Raw genomic sequence first — 20,314 nt, forward strand, 5'->3', positions numbered from 1 at the left:
GCCGACCGTGGTCGGTGACCCGAACCGACCGTCAGGCGATGTCGCACCCGTCGGTGGGTACGTCGGCGAACCTGTCCATCAGGTACGCCGCGGCCGCACCGCCGTAGCCGTCGATGATCTGCGGACCGAAGTGATTGGGCAGCACCGCACCCGGCAGGATCGGCGGCAGCGGGTTCGACCGGAACGTCACCGACGCACCCTGGCCGCACCACTCCTCCGCCAACTCCCGCGCCTGCCCGTACGGCACCGTGTCGTCGTTGATGCCGCTGGTGATCAACACCGGGGCCGACGGCCGCAGGGTGCCCGTACGCAGCTTCTCGAAGATGGGACCGGCCTCGGGCACGGATCTCAGATTCTCCGACATCGAGCGCCCGTCCTTCGTCAGCGTCTCGGTGCGCAGGAACGGATACGTCAGGATCGTGTCGGCGATGCACTGGGTCGACAGGTCGTTCAGCACCGTCTTGCCGTGATCGGAGACGCGCTCCTCGACGCGGGCCCGCAACGACGGGTTTCGCTCGAGGACTCCGTTCAGTGCGTACCCGATGACTCCGCCGATGAGAGTGCCGTCCACCGTGTTCAGCACGTCGAGCAGGTCGGCCGTCGGTGCGCCCGCCCACGTGCCCTTGATGTTCAGTTCCGGTGCGTACCTCGCCGCCGACTCGGCCGCGGCGGCGGTGGCGCCGCCGCCCTGCGAATAGCCCCAGAGACCGATGGGGGAGTCGGGGTCGCCCGCCAGCGCGTTCGCCGCTCGCGCGCCGTCGAGCACCGCGTGCGCCTCCTCCGGCCGGTTGACGTAGGTGTGCAATCCCGGCGTGCCGAGACCGATGTAGTCGGTCACGAAGACGCGCGCGCCCATCGACCCCCAGAGCGTCGACGACACGAGTTCCTGGTTCGCCGAGAGGGACAGGGGGTCCGTCGTGAGGTTCAGCCCGAGCGGGAACGCCCGCGACGGCGCGCACTGGTCGCCCTGCCCCACCGTCCCCGGAGCGACCACGACGGTGGGTCTGGGGCCGACGCCGCGCCAGGGAACGGCCGAGTCGATGAACGTTCCGGTCACCGCGACGGGCTCGTCGTTCTCGGTCCGCGAGGTGTACATGACGCGCTGCGCGGTGGCGGGATAGCGACCGTCCACTCCCGGCGCAGCGAGAAAGAGCGACATCGGCTCGGTGCGGAGCACCGTGCCCGGCGCACCAGCGACGTCCGTCGGTGGGGAGTAGAAGTCGTCACCGGGGGCTGCGTCGGCGAGTGCGGGTGCGACACCGACCAACGCCACGAGCACGGCTCCGACGATCAGACTGCGTGACAGTGTCATCGACTTCCTTCCCGCTGCGCAGACCCCCCGGCAGGCGCCCTGAAGTTAGACAGTTCTGGCACCAGGTGTCAAGGTCACGAGGTGAAGCCCGTCACTCCGGCGGCACGGTCATCGACGCCGGGAGCCACCGCAGGAGGAAGGCGCGGAGGTCGTCGTCGTCCGCGATGGACGGATCGTCGAAGAGCACGACGGACAGTCCGAGACGAGTGGTGATGAGGACGATGTCGTCCAACACCTCCGCGACCCGGGGGTCGAGTGCGGTCAGCGGGGACAGTAGATCTCGCACGACGGGAATGGCGTGCTGGACGACATCGGGATGCAGCACCGGGTTGATGCCGTCCAACCGCAGCAGCGCTCCCATCGCGGGAATGTCGCGCACCGCCCGCCGACCACCGATCACCATCTCCACGACGTAGTCGCGCACGGTCTCCGGGCCGTCGAGGCGCGACCGGATCTCGGTCATGACCTCGACCGCCAAATGCTCCATCGTGCGGGTCACCAACACCTCGCGCGTGCCGAAGATGGAGTACACGGTCTGTCGGGAGACCCCGGCAGCGGCGGACACACCCGCGATGGTGACGCCGTCGAAACCGTGCTCCGCGATCACCTCGAGGGTGGCCTCCATGATCTTGCCGCGCGATCGCATGGGACCAGTGTGCGGGATCCTCACGTCAGCTGCGGTCGCGCCGAGCCACCTCGAGCTCGAACCCGGCCGGCATGAGGGTGAGGCGTTCGTCGATGGCGAGCTCGTAGCCCGGATCGGGAGCGACGTCGAAGGTCTGGAGGATCGTGCCCAGCACCAGCAGCGACTCGTGGAGAGCGAACTGGCGCCCGATGCAGGCACGCTCGCCCGTGCCGAACGGCTTGTAGGCGTGCGGCGGCCTGGCCCGCACGTTCGCCGACAGGAAGCGGTCCGGGTCGAACACTTCGGGATCCGGCCCCCATACGGGATCGCGATGCAGACCGGGGATCAGCACCAGGGCCCAGTCGCCCGCGGCCATGGGACGCCCGCCGACCGTCGTGTCGTGGCGTGCCTCGCGCGCGTAACCAGGGGCCGTCGGCCACAGGCGCAGTCCCTCGTCGAGAACCCGTCGGACGAAGCGCAACTTCGCCACCTGCTCGAAGGACGGCGTGTCCGCACCCCACACCTCGTCCACCTCCGCACGCGCCCGAGCCCACATCTCGGGATGCCTCGACAGGTAGTACAGGGCGAACGACAGTGAGCCGGAGGTCGTTTCGTGTCCGGCGATGAGGAAGGTGACGATCTGATGCCGGATGTTCACCTCGTCCAGCGCGTTGGGATCACCGTCGCGTGCCGCCTCGAGCATGATGTCCAGCAGATCGCCGTCGCCGCTCGACTCACCGTCCCGGCGGGCCCGCACGATGTCGTCGAGCAGCTCGGCCATGAAGGCCTTGTCGGCATCGTTCCGCCGTTCGCGACGCCGGAACACCAGGTCGCCGACGACGGGGAGCGGCAGCAGTGCGCGGCGCTGGTTGTGCTGCAGGGTCCGCACCATGGCCCCGACGAACGGATGCGTCTCGGCGCGGGTGAACGAGTCGAAGCTGTAGCTGAACCCCGTGCGGCCGATGGTCTCGAGCGTCAACTTGGTCATGTCCGAGGAGACGTCGACCCGATCACGGGACGACCAGTGCGACACCAGCTGTCCGGCGACGTCCACCATGATGTCGTGGTAGCTCCGCATGGCCGACTGCGTGAACGCCGGCCGGAGGAGATCGTGGGCCTTGCGCCAGTTCGGTTCGTGCGAGTACGCCGTGAACAGTCCGTCCCCGCCGATCGAGCGCAGTCCGGCGACCGCGGGTGCCACGTGCTTGACGAACCGCGACTCGTCGCTGAGTTCCTCCACGAGATCGGCGCCCGACACGATCACGAACCGGCGCCCCAGGACCACCCGCTCGAAGATGGGGCCCAGCTGCGCGGCCAGCGCCACCGAGTCCTGCACCGGGGTGCTCGCGTGTACGCCCAGCACGTCGCCCAGCACCGGGAGTCGTCGAGGGGGATGGGGAAGCGGAGAAGTGGACGAGATCGTGGTGACCACGGTCGGACCCTTTCGCGTGGGTGGCCGGCGTACTGAACCGGGATACAACAGCGGACGGTACCCCCTACTGAACGCGTGTCAAGTATCACGAGCAGTCCCGTAACATGGCGCAGGTCATGACCACTCCCCGCAAACGCCTGTCACCCGATCAGCGTCGGCACCAGTTGCTCGAGATCGGGTCACGACTGTTCGCGGAACGGCCCTACGACGAGGTGTGGATCGAGGAGGTCGCCGACCTGGCCGGCGTCTCGCGTGGGCTGATGTATCACTACTTCTCGTCCAAGAGGGATTTCTTCGCCGACATCATCCGGCTCGAATCCGCTCGGATGGTCGAGATCACGGCTCCCGACACCACGCTGCCCGTCGAGCACCAGGTGTCCGCCGGACTGCGCGCCTACATCCGCTACTCCACCGATCACGCTCACGGACTACGGGCCATCGATCGAGGAACGATGTCGGGCGACGTCGGTATCCAGGCGATCCTCACGGCCGAGTTCGAGACGCAGCAGCAACGGATCCTGGCGGCTCTGGGACCCGACGACGGCGCGGACGAGGTGACCCGGGTGGCCGTGGCCGGGTGGGTGTCGTTCGTTCGCGCCGTGTGCGTGGACTGGGTGGACAGGCAGTCGATCTCGGCCGACGAGGTGCATGATCTCTGCATGCGCGCACTGCACGGACTGCTGCGGCATTCCTGAGAGGAGGACGCGTGACCGACACCGGTGCGGACTCGCGACACCTCGACGATCTGCGTCGTCTCCGTCGAGTACGGGACCGAATGGACCGCGAGTACGCCACGCCACTGAACCTCGAGACCCTCGCGCGCGACGCGCACATGTCCGCGGGGCACCTGAGCCGGCAGTTCCGCGCCGCGTACGGAGAGTCGCCCTACGCGTACCTGATGACGCGGCGCATCGAACGAGCCATGGCGCTGCTCCGGGGGTCGGAGAGGTCGGTGACGGAGATCTGCTTCACGGTGGGGTGCTCCTCACTGGGCACCTTCAGTACCCGTTTCTCCGAACTGACCGGACTGTCCCCGTCCGCGTATCGGCAGCAGAACCAGTCCACGGAGGCCGGCGCGCCGTCGTGTGTCGAGAAAGTGGTCACCCGACCGATCAGGAATCGAGAAGCGGACCGCGCCAGGCGAACCTAGTGTCGTCGCCATGACACTCACCATCGCCTCCAGCTTCCTCCCGCAGGACGATCCGGAGGCCGCACTGGCCTTCTACCGCGACCTTCTCGGCTTCGAGGTCCGCCTCGACGTCGGGTACGAGAACCTGCGGTGGCTCACCGTCGGCCCGCCCGGGCAGCCGGACACCGCCATCGTTCTGACACCGCCCGCGGTCGACCCCGCCATCACCGAGGACGAGCGCCGCACCATCACCGAGATGATGGCCAAGGGCACGTACGGCGGCATCCTGCTCGCGAGCGACGACCTCGAGGCGACCTTCGATGCACTTCAGGCCGCGGATGCCGACATCGTGCAGGAACCGACCGACCAGCCCTATGGGATCCGGGACTGCGCGGTGCGTGATCCCGCGGGCAACCTGATCCGCATCCAGCAGCGTCAGCGGTAGTCGCTCAGATCGAGGTTCGCGTCGTCCGAGCCGCCGAACCTGCCGGCCAGCGCTCGCACCGGCGCCGAACCGGCCAGTCGCACAGCAGAGTTGAAGACCGCGAGCCCCACTGCCGTCTTCGGGTGCGCCAGCCTCGGCGTTCCCGGCGGCAGCGACTGCACCGTGTCGACGAAGGGCCGCATCCGCGCGTCCCACGCCGTGAACGCGGCCCGGTGATCATCGGTGCGGGCGAGTTCGGCGGCCAGTACGTAGGCACCGGTGATGGCCAGTGTCGTGCCCATCCCACTCACCGGAGTCGCGCACCAGGCCGCGTCGCCCACCATCGCGACCCGGCCCGACGACCACCGTGGGGCGTGGACCTGAGCGAGGCGGTCGACGTACAGCTCCGAGGCGGAATCGAGCGACTCCAGGATGCGGGGAGTCTCCCAGCCGGCGCCGGCGAACGTCGCCCGAAGGGCGGCGACGACCTCCGGCTGCCCTGCCCGCTCGAGGCCGGTCGGCCCCGACAACCAGGACAGGCTGAAGCGCGTGGTGCCCTGGTTGTCCGGGCGCAAGCCGGCCACACGTCCGCCGGTCGCGTTGTACCAGCGCCACCATGCATCGTCGTCCGGGGTGCGGGGGAGCACCCCGTAGGCGGTGTACAGCCCGAGATCTCGCGTGACGGCCTCGCCGGGAAAGACGATCTCCCGGCTCCCGGACCGCACTCCGTCGGCGAACACGACGAGGTCGTAGCGCTCGGGAGCGCCGTGCTCGAACGTCACGTCGACACCGTGGGCGTCCTGATCGCAGCCCACGACCCGGTCGCCGTAGCGGTACTCGACGTCCGGTCCCGACGCGTCGACGAGGATGCGCGCGAGTTCACCGCGGAGGATCTCCAGCTCGGCCGTCGCGCCTCCGCTGTCCGCCGTACCGGCCGGGAACGCCGCGATCGTCGCGCCCCGTCGATCGACGAACCGGGTGCCCTGTTCCGTCGTGGTCGCGGCGAAGAGAGCGTCCTCCAGACCCATGCGGCGCACGACCTCGCGGCCGGGACCACGAATGTCGATGTTCTGCCCGCCGAGCCGAGGCGACGGCGCGCGCTCGACGACCGTCACGGCACGACCCGACCTCGCGAGCCAGTACGCGAGGGTCGGGCCGGCGATGCTGGCCCCGGTGATCAGTACACGTCGTTCCACAGTCACGATCTTCGCCTTCCGTGCTCACGACCTGTGCGGTACAGGAAGGACTTCGTCGACCGACGGTACGTCGGTCGACGTGCGACGCTCAGGCAGGGTTCCAGGTGATACCAAATCGTGCCGATAATCGACATTATGTCAACTCCCGGGAATCTCCCCACCCCTTGCCGCGTCAGGTACCTCATCAGGTGCAGTCCCCCCGAGAACGTCCGCGTCTCCGCCAACTCCAGGCCCGCCCACTCGTCGAGCACCGTGAAGAACGGCGTACCGGCGCCCACCAGAACGGGATGCGTCATGATCACAAACTCGTCGATCAGCCCGGCCCTCATCGCCGCCGCGGCCAGTGTGGCGCCGCCGATGTTCATCGGGCCACCGTCGCCGGCCTTCAGACGGACGATCTCCGCCACGGCGTCACCTGTGACGAGCCGCGCGTTGCCCTCCACCGCGTCCAGGGTCGACGAGAACACCACCTTGGGCATGTCGCGCCACCGACGGGCGTACTCGACGTGCGCGGGCGTCGCCCCTGGCTGCCGATCGGCCGTCGGCCAGTGCGCGTTCAGCGCCTCCCACAGCCTCCGCCCGTAGAGCGTGAGGCCCGTCGAGTCGACGCGGTCGGACCACCACTGGAACGCCTCGTCGCTCGGCACGCTCCAGCCGAGGTCGCCATCGGGCGCCGCGACGTAACCGTCCACACTCGTGTTCATCGCGAATCTCAGTGTGCGCATGACGTTTCCCCGTCAGCGGCGCACATCGAACACCTGCTTCTGGACACCGTTGCCGTACACCTCGTGCTCGACGAGCGTCAGCACCGTGGCGCCCTTGTCCGTGTCGCTGAACAGGCGCAGGCCGGCGCCGAGCAGCAACGGGAACACCAGCAGGTGGTACCTGTCGACCAGCCCGGCGTCGGCCAACGCACGTCCCAGCGTCGCGCTCCCGTGCACGAGGATCGGTCCGCCCTCGGTCTCCTTCAGCGCGGCGACGTCGTCGAGTGATCGAAGAACCGTTGCAGGCCAACGCGAATCATCATCATCGAGCGTCGTCGAGACCACGTACCGCGGCATGGCGTTGTATCCGGCGAAGTCCTCCATCGTGGGCCACACGGGCGCGAACGCCTCGTAGGACCGGCGACCGAGCAGCAGCGCGGCGGCCTCCCCCTGCTCCCGCCCCTTGATCTCGTACGCGGCCTCGTCGAATTCGACGTCCGTGAAGGTCCAGCCCGCATTGCGGTATCCGGCCTCTCCACCAGGCGCCTCCATCACGCCGTCGAGCGAGACGAACGCGGTGACGATCAACGTGCGCATGTGCACTCCTTCGTTCCCCGTGGGCGCTGGTCGGCCCACGAACACTCCGACCGACGCACACGTCGAAAGTCATCGGTTGCGCCACACCCCGGATCGCCTGTAATACTTACCCTTATGACTAACCATACGGCAGAACTCGACGCCGTGCTCACCGCCCTCGGAGATCCGACGCGGCGAGCAGTCGTCCGGCGTCTCGGTGCCGGTCCGGCAAGCGTCGGTGAACTGGCGGCGCCGTTCCCGATCGCGCTTCCCACCTTCCTCAAACACGTCCGCAGTCTCGAGTCGAGCGGGCTCATTCGCACGGCCAAAGTAGGACGCGTCCGGACGTGCACTCTGCACAGGGAACGACTCGACCTCGTCCAGGACTGGCTCGACGATCAACGACACCTCTGGGAGAGCCGCACGGATCGGCTCGAACAACTCGTCACCTCCCCGACTCCGACGGAAGAAGACTCATGACCGCGCTCCCGATCGATCCTGCCCTCGACCTCGTACTCGATCGCGTCATCGCGGCTCCTCGTCACCGCATCTGGGAGGCATGGACGAACTCGTCGTTGCTGTCACAGTGGTGGACACCGGCACCCACCGTCACTCGGGTGGACCACCTGGAGGTGCGACCGGGCGGGGCGTTCGTCACCGAGATGAGCGACGACGGAACGACATTCGTGCCCCACACCGACGCCGTGTTCCTCGTCGTCGAGCCCGACACCCGGCTGGTGTTCACCAACACTCTCGACAGCGGGTGGCGCCCCGCGTCGCCGCAGCCGGTCGCGATGTCAGCGGAGATCACGCTGACCGACCACCCGCGCGGCACTGCTTACCGGGCCGTCGTCCGTCACGGAGATCCGACGACACGCGATCGTCACGCGAGCCTCGGGTTCGCGGAAGGGTGGGGCTCGGTCACCGCAGCACTCGCCCGGCTGGTCGAGTAGTCGGGCGGCTGTAGCGTGTCGGGCGTGAACTCCTCTCGTACCCTCGGTGTCCTGCTGGCCTCGTCCGCGTCGCTCGTCCTGGTGCTGTCCGGATGCAGCTCCGACAACGACACGCCATCTGCCGCCACCTCCTCCAGCGCCGCATCCTCGTCCGCGGGGTCGTCGTCGACCGCAGCTGCCGAGTCGTGCCCCACCGCGGCGCCCGAGTCCGGTGCCGCGGCCGAGTGGGACCTCGACGGTGACACGGGCAGCATCGCGGTGACCGGGTCCACCGACGATGCCGCTCCCCTGGTCACCGTCGAGGCACCCTTCAGCGTCGCGGAGACGCAGGTGCAGACATTGCAGGCCGGCGACGGCCCCGTCGTCGCGGCGGACGCCACCGTCTCCGTCTGCTACATGGGCGTCAACGGACGCGACGGATCCACCTTCGACAGCAGCTACGAGCGCGGCGCCCCGGTCGAATTCCCCCTCGACGGTGTCGTGGCCGGTTTCCAGAAGGCCATCGCCGGCCAGACCGTGGGATCGACGATCGGCGTCGCGGTGACCTCCGCGGACGGTTACCCCAACGGTCAGCCGCGCGCGGGCATCCAGCAGGGCGATTCTCTGATCTTCGCGATCAAGGTTCTCGGCGTCAGCTGAGCAGCATGACGAGGGACGTGCCGGTCGACCGCGGACCGCTGTTCGACGGTGTCCGCATCGGCCGGCCGGCGACCGGTGCGTTGATCGACGCGGGGTATCGCACGGTGCACGACCTCCCGGCGAACCTCGCGACTTTGTCCGCGCTACACGGAGTGGGGCCGTCCGCGATCAGGCGGTTGGCCGAGGCACGCGACGATCGGCGATGAGGGGAACCTCGCCAGAATCGACGCGGCACTGCGGCACCGCAGGCGGAGACTCCGCACAACGATGCGCGAGAGGAGATCTGGGCGGTTCTGGGCGAGATCCTCGTCGACCGCCTCGTCGCGAACGTGTCGGCCCGCGAGCTGGCGTCGTCGCTGCGTGAAATCGACGAGCTCTGCGACCGAGTGGAGTCGTCGTGGACGGTGATCGATGCTCCCGATCTCGTCGCCGACCTCTGGACTGTGCCGGCGTACCTACGCCACTGCGCACCCTGGCTCGACGACGATGACAGGGCGGCGGTCCGCAGGAACGTCGGGTCCCCCTGGACCACAGCAGATCTCCCGGTCCTCGATGTCGCTCGTCGCCGCCTCGGCGATCCACGGGCGACGGCGATGCGCGCGCGCCGCGCTCGTGCCACGCTCGGTGCGCACCACCGGCGTGGGCGTCCGGCACGCCGACGTCGACGACCTGGCGGCGGTGCTGGACGAGCGGGCCGCGACGAGTGAGGGTGTGGCCTGCGTCATCGGGATGCCGTCTCTACCGGACACCGCGAGGATCCGATCGTCGAGCGCACGATCGGCGAAGGGCCTCGGGTTCGATCTCGTCGACCGGTCGAGTGCGGACAGCGCCGTCGATCGGCACGTGGCGATGACCCGCGCGACCCAGCAGCTCGTCGTACTCCGTTGATCAGCTGTCGAGGGTGATCACCACACGCACGCCACCCTTGTCGGCGACCACCGCCTGTGCGCTCCCCCGATGCTGATGGCCCGCGATGTCGACGGTCACCGGGGCGGGGTCGGGATGGAAGTTGCGCCACCAGGCTTTCTGGCTCGGTGCCGCGACCATCACGGTGACCCTGTCGCCCGATCGCCGGTAGGAGACGGGCAGCGAGATGGTCCGGCCCGACCGTCGGCCGGTGTAGGTGATGGTGGCCAGGCCACGCCCGAGAACGGCGGACAGCACAGGCAGTCGCATCAGCGGTCGAACGACCTGGTTCGCGACGTTGGCGACGGTCTGGAACGCGGTCATCTTCGTACCCCCTGCGAGCGATGGATGTCGCCTCGCATCATGCCCCCGCGGGGGCCGGACGACACGCCGTTCGACCCGTGTTCGCGCCCCGTTTCCTGACTCATTCCAGAAAAGTCGTGCATACTGTTCGACGTGAGCCCATCGTCGAACTACCCGGAGATGCTGCGTGGTGCCGCGCTCCGAGTCACCCGCCCCCGTCTGGCGGTGCTCGACGCGGTGCACGAACATCCGCACGCCGACACCGACACCGTCTACGGAGCCGTTCGGGCCACCCTGCCCGACGTCTCCCGCCAGGCCGTGTACGACGTGCTCCACGCTCTCACCACCGCGGGACTGGTACGGCGCATCCAGCCGTCCGGCTCGGTCTCGCGGTACGAGAGCAGAATCGGCGACAATCACCACCATGTCGTGTGCCGCGCGTGCGGCACCATCGCCGACGTGGAATGCGCCGTCGGCGAGGCTCCGTGCCTCACTCCGTCGGAGGCCCATGGTTTCGTCGTCGACGAGGCAGAGGTCATCTACTGGGGCCTGTGCGAGAACTGCTCCACCAGCGTCAGCCCCTGATCTCGAGGCGCGAAGGCGCCGCGAAATCAGTTCATTCATCTTCTCTTGGAGGGAAACTCGTGTCCGAGGACCACACAACACGCGAAAAAGAGATGAACCAGGACCAGCCGCAGGACGCGTCCGGCGGCTGCCCTGTCATGCACGACAAGATGCCGATGCCGGTCGAGGGTGGCACCAACCACGAGTGGTGGCCCAAGGCACTGAACCTCAAGATCCTGAAGAAGAACCCCGCCGTCGGCGATCCGATGGGCGCCGACTACGACTACGCGGCCGAGTTCAACTCGCTCGATCTCGCCGAGGTCAAGCGCGACATCGAAGCGGTCATGACGAACTCGCAGCCGTGGTGGCCCGCGGACTTCGGCCACTACGGCCCCTTCTTCATCCGTATGGCGTGGCACGCAGCCGGCACGTACCGCAAGCAGGACGGACGCGGCGGAGCCGGAGCCGGCATGCAGCGCTTCGCACCGCTGAACAGCTGGCCGGACAACGCGAGCCTGGACAAGGCCCGTCGCCTGATCTGGCCCGTGAAGCAGAAGTACGGCCGCAAGCTCTCCTGGGCCGACCTCATCGTCCTGACAGGCAACGTCGCCATCGAGTCCATGGGACTGCCCACCTACGGCTACGCCGGCGGTCGCGTCGACGCCTGGGAGCCGGACGAGGACGTCTACTGGGGCCCCGAGCAGACCTGGCTGGGCGACGAGCGCTACGACGGTGATCGTACGAGCCTCGAGAACCCGCTGGCAGCCGTGCAGATGGGCCTGATCTACGTCAATCCCGAAGGCCCGAACGGCAACCCGGATCCCGTGCAGTCCGCACTGGACATCCGCGAGACCTTCGGCCGCATGGCCATGAACGACGTCGAGACCGCAGCACTGGCCGTCGGCGGACACACCTTCGGCAAGACCCACGGTGCGGCCGACCCCGATGCGCACATCGGAGCCGAGCCCGAGGGCGCCCCGATCGAGCAGATGGGCCTGGGCTGGAAGAACAGCTTCCAGAGCGGTGTCGGCGCAGACGCGATCACGAGTGGCCTCGAGGTCATCTGGACCCCGACCCCGACGCAGTGGGACAACACCTTCCTCGAGACGCTCTACGGCTTCGAGTGGGAGCTCTACAAGAGCCCCGGCGGCGCACACCAGTGGCGTCCGAAGAACGGTGAGGGTGCGGACCTGGTTCCCGACCCCGCCGACCCGACGAAGCGTCGCCATCCGTCGATGCTGACCTCGGACATCGCGATGCGCGTCGACCCGATCTACGAACAGATCACCCGTCGCTGGCTCGACCACCCCGAGGAGCTCGCAGAAGAGTTCCAGAAGGCGTGGTTCAAGCTCACCCACCGCGACATGGGACCTGTCAGCCGGTACCTCGGACCCGAGGTGCCGTCGGAGACCCTGCTGTGGCAGGACCCGATCCCGGCCGTCGACCACGAACTGATCGACGATGCACAGATCGCCGAGCTCAAGTCCACCATCCTCGATTCCGGACTGAGCACCGAGCAGCTCATCTCGACCGCGTGGGCCGCAGCATCGTCCTTCCGCGTCAGCGACAAGCGCGGCGGCGCCAACGGCGGTCGCCTGCGCCTGCAGCCGCAGGCGGGCTGGGAGGTCAACGAGCCTGACGAGTTGGCACAGGTCATCCGCGTGCTCGAGGGCATCCAGGAGTCGTTCTCCGGAACGGTGTCGTTTGCCGACCTCGTCGTCCTCGGCGGCGTCGCGGCACTCGAGAAGGCATCGGGCGTCAGCGTTCCGTTCACCCCGGGCCGCATGGACACCACGCAGGAGCAGACGGACGTCGATTCGTTCTCGGACCTCGAGCTGAAGGCCGACGGCTTCCGTAACTTCCTCGGCAAGGGCCAGAAGCTGCCGGCGGAGTACTCCCTCGTCGACCGGGCGAACCTGTTGTCACTCAGCGCACCCGAGCTGACCGTCCTCGTCGGTGGTCTGCGTGTTCTCGGCGCCAACTACCAGAACTCGTCGCACGGCGTTCTGACCGACAAGGTCGGCACACTGTCCAACGACTTCTTCGTGAACCTTCTCGACATGGGCACCGAGTGGGTTCCCACGTCGGAGGACGGCATCTACGAGGCCAAGGATGCTGCCACCGGTGAGACGAAGTGGACCGGCACCCGCAACGACCTGGTGTTCGGCTCGAACTCCGAACTCCGCGCCATCGCCGAGGTGTACGCCTGCGACGACGCGAAGGACAAGTTCGTCCAGGACTTCGTCGCCGCGTGGGACAAGGTCATGATGCTGGATCGCTTCGAACTGGCCTGATCTCGCTCCTGAACACCACACCACCCCCGCACCGAGTCCTCGGTGCGGGGGTGGTGTCGTCTCAGCGTCGGGTGCGGCGGACGGAGATGGGGAGCCCGGTCAGCGCTCTCGCCGCCGAGCCTGCCATGGCCAGATAGCCCGCGGCGCTGCGCCACGACGCCGCCACCGAGAAGACGGTCCTGGTGGCCGCGGGTCCCGGTCGGCGCCCGGCGAACCGGTCGTCGAGCCATCGGAGCGTCAGCGGGACCGACAGCGGCAGCAGCGTGATGTGTTCGCTGGTCCGGTCTCGGATGTACTGCACGGAGGCACCCGCGTCCCGGTAGCGCGTCACCTGCCCGTCGACATCGTCCACGGCGATGATCTGATCGTGCGTGGCCTGCAGGACGAGCAGCGGGAACCCGGGCGCCGAGCGGCCCGGCTGGATCTCCTCGAAGATCGTCACCATCTCCGGACGAGCCATGACGTCGGCGATGGGAATGGTCGAGTAGTCGTCGAGGTCGAATCCGCGAAGCGCGATGATGGCCTGCATCGTGGTCATCTTGTTCGTCGACGCCAGCAGCTCGAGACCCTCCTCGGTGACGAACTCCTGCATCACGTCGTCCAGGGCCGGGTAGGTACGCCGCAGCCCCTCGATGACGAGAGTCGGCAGCGCGGCGTAGCGGGTGGCGTTCAGCCGGAAGAACGCTGACGCCGGGTCACCCACCGGCGACCCGAGAACGGCTCCGACGACATCGATCTCGGGTGCGTACTCCTCCGCGGCCTCCGCCGCCCAGGACGACGCGAGCCCACCACCCGAGTATCCCCACAGTCCGACCGGTGTGGTCGTGTCGAGACCGAGCTCGTCGAACGAGAGCGCGGCCCGGACGGCATCGAGAGTGCAGTACCCGGGCTCGAGCGGGGCGCCCCAATGCCCCTCGGCACCTTCGTGATCCGGGATCGAGACCGCCCAACCCAAGCGCAGGGCGTGCAGGACGAGCAGGAACTCGTACTGCGGCACCGTGCCGCGCGCACGTGACCCGAGCCGGAGCGCGTACGACGGGAACGATCGACCGGACACGGCGTCGATGGCGCACTGATACGACAGGAGTGGTCGCGTCGCGTCGGGGACGGCTCCGGCGGGCAGCAAGACCGTGGTGACACTCACGCGTGGCACGCGCTCGAGATCCTCGGTGCGATACAGCAGCTGCCAGGCCTGCACGCGCTGCCGCACCCGGCCGAACACACCGATGCGCACGGGTCTGGTGCGCAGGACGTCGCCGCACGCGGCACTCTCGAAACCGTCGGGCGCGGCGTAGAACGGGTCTCGCTCCGGGGTGGTGACCGGGCCCTCGGACCAGTGCTCGGTCTCGGGCGGGCCGCCCGCGTCCCTGTCGTACTGCTCGATGCTCATGCCCACGGTTACCCCTGTCGTCGGGTCACACTAACCTTCCGACCCGTGAGCAGGACCGATCAGCCCTCGACGGTGCCGACGCGGGTGGCCGGATCGTCGTCCGAGGCCCGTGCGAGCACCGGGACGAGCGCGTCCACCGCGTACGGAAGGCTGAGGGGGCTGGCGAAACCGAGAGCGGCCGGCACGGTGGTCCCGAATTCGCCGACGTAGACGGTGCGATCCTCCTTCACCACGTTCAGGCTCTGCAGCAGCGGATCACCGGCGACGTCCTCGGGAGTGACGCCCAGCAGCACGAGAGTCTGCTGATCGAGCAGGTCGTAGCGCTCCGGGCTCACCGTCCCGGTGGTCTCGGGCGTCGCGAAGCCGAGGTCGGTGAAGAACCTGTTCCGCGGGTCACCGCTGTCGAGGATGTAGAAGGTGCCGTCGAGATAGAGCGCGACCGCAGCCGTGCGGCCGGCGAAGGACGGGTTCTCGGTCGTGGCGTCTACGAACGTCGCGTCGACCTCGTCACGCACGGTCTCTGCCTCGGCCGTCTTGCCCAGGGCGGTTCCGTACGCGGCCAACTGGTCTCGCCACGACGGGGTCTCCGACCCGTCCGAGCCGGGGATGTCGCCGACCGTCGTGGCGATCTGTCCGAGCTGCTGGTACTCGGGCTCCTCCAGATAGGCGTACGTCGCCATGATGAGGTCGGGCTCCGCGGCCGCGACACCTTCGAGATCGAGTGTGTCGCTTCCCACCTCGGGAATCGTGGCACCGTTCAGCTGCTGCTGGGCCCACGGTCGGGTGGTGTAGTCGTACCCCGTGAATCCGCGGGTGGCCACGGGTGTGACACCGAGAGCGAGCGCGAAGTCCTGGTCGTTGTACCCGGCGGTCACCAGACGCTCCGGCGCACCCTCGACCGTCACGGTCCCGAACTTGTCGGTGACCTCGGCCGGGAAGGCTCGCGACGCGTCCGCGGCCGGCGCCGAGTCCGTGTCCGACGAGCTGCACGCCGCCGTTCCGAGCAGAAGAACGGTGGCCGCGACGGACACACCGACGGAGACGCGCATGAAGAACCTTTCGGGGACGACTGGTGGAGCAGGCTTGCGGTAAGGCTACCCTCAGCTCAACGGGAGAGCTCGAGGGCCTCACCCAGTCGACGCCAGTCGTCCACCGGCGGAACGTTCATCGCGGATCCGAGGACCTGGACGAGGACGCTGGTGGCTCCCGCCTCGATGTGCTCGCGCACTCGGGCCACAGTCGCGTCGAGTCCGCGCGTCACCATCGCCTCGGCGAGCTTCTCGCTGCCGCCGCGGACGAAGTCGTCCTGCCCGAAACCCAGACGCTCCCAGTTGTTCCGGTAGTTGGGCAGCCCGGTGTAGATGTTCAGATGCGCGTGCGCGCGTTCGGCCCACACCTCCGCGTCGGTGTCGGCGACCGGGTCCACCACCGCCGCCTGCTCGACGACCAGTTCCGGGCGCTTCTCGCCGTCTCCGGCATCGAGGATCTCGCGGGCCGTCGCCGTGTGCTCCGGTGTGACGAGGTACGGATGCGCCCCCGCGGTGCGATCGCGGGACAGCTCGAGCATCTTCGGACCCAGCGCCGCCAGCAGTCGTGGTGGGTTCTGCTCTTCCCCCGCCACTGCCGCGGGTGCGTTGTCGAGTGCGTCGAGATACTCCCGCATCGCCGCGACGGGCTTGCCGTAGTTGTGACCGCGCATGCGCTCGACCAGCGGAGCGTGCGACACGCCGAGTCCCAGGACGAACCGACCACCCGAGACGGCATGCAGGGTACGTGCCGCCGATGCGGTCGCCACGGCGTCGCGGGCGTAGATGCTCGCGATGCCGGTACCGACGATGAGCGACGACGAGGCGCCGAGGTACATCTGCGCGGCGGTGAGCGCCTCGCGGCCGTAGGCCTCGCCGAACCAGAGCGAGTGCCAGCCCTGCGACTCCACCTCCCCCACCACGTCGGGAACCGCCGAGGCGGAGACCCCGTCGAGCGTTCCGGTCCAGATGCCGATCGTCGCGTGTGCCGTCATGGCGTCCAGTGTGCCCGCACTCGCACCCTACGAATCCAGGGGACCGTCGACGGTCTGCCGGAGCCGTTCGAGGGTGGCCGCGATGTGGTCGCCGTTGACCGTGGCGCGGTCGCGGACACCCGTCGCCAGTCCGCCGACGCCGACGAACCACCGCGGACGCCGGTCCCACATCCGCTCGGTCACCGTGGTCTCGCCGCCGTCGCCACCGCCGTCGATGTCGTAGCGCCAGTGCGCGATCGGCAGCGAGAACGGGCCGTAGTGCACGTCGAAGGCGAAGGTTGCTCCGGGGTCGGCGGCGGTCACGGTGCATGTGGTCGACCATCGATGCAGACCGTTGCGATTTCGACCGACGAAGGACGCACCCGGACGGGCGCCGGAGCTCCCCACCCACCGCATCGAGTGCGTCTCGTCCGCCAGATCGGCGAGTCGGTCGAGATCGGTCAGGAGGGCGTACACGTCCTCGGCATCGGCGCGGACCGTCACGGATCCGGACGCGAGCGGAGCGGTCGAGTCAGGCGTCACCGGTGCACCGTAGCGACCCGACAGCCTCGATGCGGGCGATCGACGACGGTGTCGCCTGAAGTCAAGAACGACGGCCCGCCGTCCGCGATGATCGAGACGTTGGTACCGCCGAGCTCAGGAGTTGTCATGTCGTCCTTGCCCCCCTTCCGCTTTCCCGGCGCCACCGCGCTCGTCACCGGCGCCGCCAGTGGCATGGGTGAGCAGATGGCCCACGAGCTCGCGCGACGGGGCACCGATCTGATCCTGCTCGACCGGGACGCCGATCGGCTCGCCGACGTCGCACGCGCCATCGAGTCCGCCTCACCGGCACGCAGCGTCGACGTCGTCGTCGCGGACCTCTCCGACCTCGACGCGCTCGGCGTGGTCATCGACGGTGTGATCGAGCGGCACGAGCGCATCGACCTGCTGATCAACAACGCCGGTATCGCGTTCGGCGGCTCGTTCGAGCAACTCACCGCCAAGGACTTCGACTCGGTGATGACCATCAACTTCCATGCGCCGGTGGACATCACCCGACGTCTGCTGCCGACGATGCGCCGATCCACGGGCGCGCACATCGTCAACGTGTCGAGCTTGTTCGGCATCGTGGCGCCTCCGGGGCAGTCGGCCTACTCGTCGTCGAAGTTCGCCATCCGCGGGTTCACCGAGTGCCTGCGCCACGAACTGGCGCCGACGATCGGCGTGACGTCGGTGCACCCCGGCGGCATCAAGACCCGCATCGCCGAGACGGCCGGTTCGGCCGCCGGAGCGACGGACAAGGAGATCGCGGACGGCAAGGCCACCTTCGCCAAACTGCTCACCTATCCCGCGGACAAGGCTGCACTCCGCATCCTCGACGGGGTCGAGAAGCGCAAGGGACGGGTCCTCATCGCCGCGAGTGCCCACACCGTCGACATCCTCGCCCGCGTGTTCCCGTCCGCCTACTACGCCGTGATGCGCCGCGGCATGTGACGGACGCGCTGCCGCTCTCAGGACAGATCGAGAGCGGCAGCGAGGTCGGTCTCCACCTGGTCCCTCGTCACGCCCAGACCACTGAGCAGCCCCGTCCCGTTCTCGAACTCCAGCAGCGCGAGGAGCACGTGTTCGGTGCCGACGTAGTCGTGGCCGAGGCGTAGCGCCTCGCGGAACGTCAGTTCCAGAATTTTCGCCGTCGCAGCGTCGAACGGAACGAGTGCCGGCGGGTCACCGTGCTCCCCCGCGGACGAACCTCGTGCCGCGACGGCGGCGCGTACGTCGTCGGGCGTCACCGACTGTGTCGCGAGCAGACGGGTGCCGAACGAGTCGGGGTCCTGCACCAGTCCGATGACGAGATGGTCGGGAGTGATCGACGATGCTCGTTGCGCTCGGGCCTCGGTCTGCGCCGCCACCACGATGTTCTTCGCGCGCTCGGTGAAACGAGCGAAACCCTGGCTCGCGTTCAATGCCTCGTCGGCGTGCGGCCTGGCCACGAACTTCTTCTGCACGGCCTGTTTGCTCACTCCCATACTGCGGCCGATGTCGGTCCAGGACGCCCCGGACCGACGAGCCTGGTCGACGAAGTGTCCGACGAGATGGTCGGCCACGTCGCCGAGTCGCTCGGCGGCGACGACGGCTCGCGAGAGCTGGATCAGGGGGTCGGTATCGGTGCGAGAGACGGCGACGATCAGATCGTCGAGGCGCACGCCGGGCGCGGGATCGGTATCGGTCATGCGTCAACCGTAGGGTGACGACCACCCACCGTCAACCCCAAGTTGACGATGGGTGGTCCTGTGCATGGCGGGTCAGGCGACTCCGGCGGCGCGTCGCACCGACCGACGCGGCGTTCCCGAGAGGGTCTTGCCGAGGTCGCCCCGCAGCGTGGTGATGGAGTCGAGGATGTAGTTCTGACGCACCAGCCACGGGCCGTGATCGCCCTGCCGGGGAAAGGCGTCGATCGAGCGCTGGACGTAGCCGGACTGCAGGTCCAGCAGCGGACGCTCCTCGAGCGGGCCGTCGGGCTGCGGGACGATGGACGCGAAGTCCTTGTCGTCCATGTAGCCGAGCACGCGGCACACGAGACGCGACGTCAGATCGGCGCGCAGAGTCCACGACGCGTTGGTGTATCCGATGCAGATGGCGAAGTTCGGGACACCTGTCATCATGGCGCCCTGCCACACGAATTGCTTCGACAGATCGACGGTCACGCCGTCCACCTTGGGTTCGATGCCGCCGAAGGCGAGCAGTTGCAGCCCCGTCGCCGTGACGATCACGTCGGCGGGCAACGAGGCGCCCGACTGCAGGTCGATACCGTCGGCGCGCACGGAGGCGATGCGGTCGGTGACCACCGACGCCTTCCCCTTCTTCATCGCCTTGAACAGATCGGCGTCGGGGACGGCGCACAGTCGCTGATCCCACGGGTTGTACTCGGGCGTGAAGTGCTCGGCCACCAGCTTCTCGTCACCCAGGATCTTGGTCGAGAGGTTGGTGAGGAGTCGCCGTGCCGCCTGCGGACGACGCCGGCAGAACTGATAGAAGCCGGTGCTGAACAGAATGTTCTTGACCCGGATCACGCTGTGCGCCAGACCAGCCGGGAGAAGATCACGAATCTTGTCCGCCTGCTTGTCACGTCCGGGGACCGCGCTGATCCAGGTGGGTGAACGCTGCAGCATCGTGACGTGACCGGCGTCGCGCGCCATCGACGGCACGAGAGTCACCGCGGTGGCGCCACTGCCGATCACGACCACGTTCTTGCCGGCGTAGTCCAGATCGTCGGGCCAGAACTGGGGATGCACCACGGTGCCCTCGAACGTGTCGAGTCCCGGGATGTCGGGGTTGTAGCCCTTGGCGTAGTCGTAGTAGCCCGAGCAGCAGTACAGGAAGCCACACGTCATCTGCTGCTGCGAGGTTCCCGACTCGTCGGTCACGTCGAGAGTCAGGGTCCAGCGAGCCTCCGCGGTGGAGAAATCCGCGCGGACGACGCGGGTCCCGTACCGGATGTGCTCGTCGATCCCGAACTCCGCAGCGGTCTCCTCGATGTACTTCAGAATCGAGTGCCCGTCGGCGATGGACTTCGCTTCGCGCCACGGCTTGAACTGGTAGCCGAGCGTGTACATGTCGGAATCCGAGCGCACACCGGGGTAGCGGAACAGATCCCAGGTGCCGCCCATCGAGGACCGCGCCTCGAGGATGGCCCACGACTTGCCGGGATGCTCCGTCGACAGGCGGTAGCCCGCACCGACGCCGGAGAGCCCGGCGCCGACGACGATCACGTCGAGATGCTCGAGGGTGGTGTCGGTCGGGGACGAGTCGAGTCGATCGGTGGTGGACGTCATGACTCCAGTGTCCTCGTGCCACCACCCGATGGCTT

At 68.2% G+C, this 20,314-nt stretch carries 23 protein-coding genes and 1 pseudogene; 11 read left to right on the forward strand and 13 right to left on the reverse strand.

Annotation, left to right across the window (positions count from 1 at the left end):
* Positions 1-31: 31 nt before the first annotated feature.
* The 3 genes from HQ306_RS11585 to HQ306_RS11595 form a co-directional block, all read right to left on the reverse strand.
* Complete coding sequence (locus HQ306_RS11585) at positions 32-1,312, reverse strand: lipase family protein (protein WP_222631183.1); 1,281 nt, start codon at positions 1,310-1,312, stop codon at positions 32-34.
* Between the two features lie 91 nt (positions 1,313-1,403).
* Entirely contained in the window at positions 1,404-1,958 is a 555-nt protein-coding gene (locus tag HQ306_RS11590; RefSeq protein WP_222631193.1) for a TetR/AcrR family transcriptional regulator, read from the reverse strand.
* Between the two features lie 25 nt (positions 1,959-1,983).
* Complete coding sequence (locus HQ306_RS11595; RefSeq protein WP_222631195.1) at positions 1,984-3,369, reverse strand: cytochrome P450; 1,386 nt, start codon at positions 3,367-3,369, stop codon at positions 1,984-1,986.
* A 116-nt stretch (positions 3,370-3,485) separates the two neighbouring features.
* Here HQ306_RS11595 and HQ306_RS11600 point away from each other — a divergent pair, with 116 nt between their 5' ends.
* The 3 genes from HQ306_RS11600 to HQ306_RS11610 are packed head-to-tail and all read left to right on the forward strand — an operon-like array spanning position 3,486 to position 4,943.
* Positions 3,486-4,064, forward strand: a complete 579-nt coding sequence (locus HQ306_RS11600) for a TetR/AcrR family transcriptional regulator (RefSeq protein ID WP_222631197.1) — start codon at positions 3,486-3,488, stop codon at positions 4,062-4,064.
* Between the two features lie 11 nt (positions 4,065-4,075).
* On the forward strand, positions 4,076-4,519 hold the full coding sequence (locus HQ306_RS11605) for a helix-turn-helix transcriptional regulator (protein ID WP_222631207.1): 444 nt from the start codon (positions 4,076-4,078) through the stop codon (positions 4,517-4,519).
* A gap of 10 nt (positions 4,520-4,529) precedes the next feature.
* The gene (locus HQ306_RS11610) at positions 4,530-4,943 is read left to right on the forward strand and encodes a VOC family protein (RefSeq protein ID WP_027505395.1); all 414 of its coding nucleotides are present in this window, start codon (positions 4,530-4,532) and stop codon (positions 4,941-4,943) included.
* Here the strand turns inward: HQ306_RS11610 and HQ306_RS11615 are convergent.
* From HQ306_RS11615 to HQ306_RS11625, 3 genes and pseudogenes are all read right to left on the reverse strand, one after another.
* Entirely contained in the window at positions 4,934-6,118 is a 1,185-nt protein-coding gene (locus HQ306_RS11615; RefSeq protein ID WP_222631209.1) for an FAD-dependent monooxygenase, read from the reverse strand. The genes HQ306_RS11610 and HQ306_RS11615 overlap by 10 nt on opposite strands.
* A 164-nt stretch (positions 6,119-6,282) precedes the next feature.
* A pseudogene (locus HQ306_RS11620) lies at positions 6,283-6,843 on the reverse strand (dihydrofolate reductase family protein); the annotation flags it as partial.
* Between the two features lie 12 nt (positions 6,844-6,855).
* Positions 6,856-7,419, reverse strand: coding sequence for a dihydrofolate reductase family protein (locus tag HQ306_RS11625; protein WP_222631219.1), 564 nt, complete (start codon positions 7,417-7,419; stop codon positions 6,856-6,858).
* 114 nt (positions 7,420-7,533) lie between these two features.
* Here HQ306_RS11625 and HQ306_RS11630 point away from each other — a divergent pair, with 114 nt between their 5' ends.
* From HQ306_RS11630 to HQ306_RS11650, 5 genes are all read left to right on the forward strand, one after another.
* A complete protein-coding gene (locus HQ306_RS11630; protein ID WP_222631228.1) occupies positions 7,534-7,878 on the forward strand; it encodes a helix-turn-helix transcriptional regulator in 345 nt (114 codons plus the stop codon).
* Positions 7,875-8,351 carry an SRPBCC domain-containing protein gene (locus tag HQ306_RS11635; RefSeq protein ID WP_056444490.1) on the forward strand — a complete coding sequence of 159 codons (477 nt, stop codon included), beginning with the start codon at positions 7,875-7,877 and terminating at the stop codon, positions 8,349-8,351. Before HQ306_RS11630 ends, HQ306_RS11635 begins: the two co-directional genes overlap by 4 nt.
* Positions 8,352-8,366: 15 nt before the next feature.
* On the forward strand, positions 8,367-8,990 hold the full coding sequence (locus HQ306_RS11640; protein WP_155956988.1) for an FKBP-type peptidyl-prolyl cis-trans isomerase: 624 nt from the start codon (positions 8,367-8,369) through the stop codon (positions 8,988-8,990).
* A 5-nt stretch (positions 8,991-8,995) separates the two neighbouring features.
* Positions 8,996-9,196, forward strand: coding sequence for a hypothetical protein (locus tag HQ306_RS11645; RefSeq protein WP_027505403.1), 201 nt, complete (start codon positions 8,996-8,998; stop codon positions 9,194-9,196).
* A 346-nt stretch (positions 9,197-9,542) separates the two neighbouring features.
* Complete coding sequence (locus HQ306_RS11650) at positions 9,543-9,878, forward strand: hypothetical protein (RefSeq protein ID WP_222631230.1); 336 nt, start codon at positions 9,543-9,545, stop codon at positions 9,876-9,878.
* Here the strand turns inward: HQ306_RS11650 and HQ306_RS11655 are convergent, their stop codons facing one another.
* Positions 9,879-10,220, reverse strand: a complete 342-nt coding sequence (locus tag HQ306_RS11655) for a nitroreductase/quinone reductase family protein (RefSeq protein WP_222631231.1) — start codon at positions 10,218-10,220, stop codon at positions 9,879-9,881.
* 159 nt (positions 10,221-10,379) lie between these two features.
* Here HQ306_RS11655 and HQ306_RS11660 point away from each other — a divergent pair, with 159 nt between their 5' ends.
* Both HQ306_RS11660 and katG read left to right on the forward strand, forming a co-directional pair.
* Positions 10,380-10,784: a Fur family transcriptional regulator gene (locus HQ306_RS11660; protein ID WP_037185410.1), complete on the forward strand. Its 405-nt coding sequence runs from the start codon at positions 10,380-10,382 to the stop codon at positions 10,782-10,784.
* Positions 10,785-10,876: 92 nt separating this feature from the next.
* On the forward strand, positions 10,877-13,057 hold the full coding sequence (gene katG, locus HQ306_RS11665; RefSeq protein WP_222631233.1) for a catalase/peroxidase HPI: 2,181 nt from the start codon (positions 10,877-10,879) through the stop codon (positions 13,055-13,057).
* A 61-nt stretch (positions 13,058-13,118) separates the two neighbouring features.
* Here the strand turns inward: katG and HQ306_RS11670 are convergent, their stop codons facing one another.
* Genes HQ306_RS11670 through HQ306_RS11685 form a run of 4 tightly spaced genes read right to left on the reverse strand, consistent with a single transcriptional unit; the run spans position 13,119 to position 16,989 of the window.
* Positions 13,119-14,447: a lipase family protein gene (locus tag HQ306_RS11670; RefSeq protein ID WP_222631235.1), complete on the reverse strand. Its 1,329-nt coding sequence runs from the start codon at positions 14,445-14,447 to the stop codon at positions 13,119-13,121.
* 59 nt (positions 14,448-14,506) lie between these two features.
* A complete protein-coding gene (locus tag HQ306_RS11675; protein WP_222631237.1) occupies positions 14,507-15,496 on the reverse strand; it encodes an ABC transporter substrate-binding protein in 990 nt (329 codons plus the stop codon).
* Between the two features lie 56 nt (positions 15,497-15,552).
* Positions 15,553-16,467 carry a TIGR03620 family F420-dependent LLM class oxidoreductase gene (locus HQ306_RS11680; RefSeq protein ID WP_037185417.1) on the reverse strand — a complete coding sequence of 305 codons (915 nt, stop codon included), beginning with the start codon at positions 16,465-16,467 and terminating at the stop codon, positions 15,553-15,555.
* A gap of 27 nt (positions 16,468-16,494) precedes the next feature.
* A complete protein-coding gene (locus HQ306_RS11685; RefSeq protein ID WP_222631239.1) occupies positions 16,495-16,989 on the reverse strand; it encodes an SRPBCC family protein in 495 nt (164 codons plus the stop codon).
* A gap of 126 nt (positions 16,990-17,115) precedes the next feature.
* Between HQ306_RS11685 and HQ306_RS11690 the strand changes: the two genes are divergently transcribed.
* Entirely contained in the window at positions 17,116-17,940 is an 825-nt protein-coding gene (locus HQ306_RS11690; protein WP_037185420.1) for an SDR family oxidoreductase, read from the forward strand.
* Positions 17,941-17,957: 17 nt separating this feature from the next.
* Here HQ306_RS11690 and HQ306_RS11695 read toward each other — a convergent pair whose 3' ends face one another.
* Positions 17,958-18,677, reverse strand: a complete 720-nt coding sequence (locus HQ306_RS11695) for a Clp protease N-terminal domain-containing protein (protein ID WP_222631241.1) — start codon at positions 18,675-18,677, stop codon at positions 17,958-17,960.
* A gap of 72 nt (positions 18,678-18,749) precedes the next feature.
* Positions 18,750-20,279, reverse strand: coding sequence for an NAD(P)/FAD-dependent oxidoreductase (locus HQ306_RS11700; RefSeq protein ID WP_222631243.1), 1,530 nt, complete (start codon positions 20,277-20,279; stop codon positions 18,750-18,752).
* Positions 20,280-20,314 lie beyond the last annotated feature (35 nt).

Source organism: Rhodococcus sp. BP-160 (genome assembly GCF_019836205.1).
Taxonomy (GTDB): Bacteria; Actinomycetota; Actinomycetes; order Mycobacteriales; family Mycobacteriaceae; genus Rhodococcoides.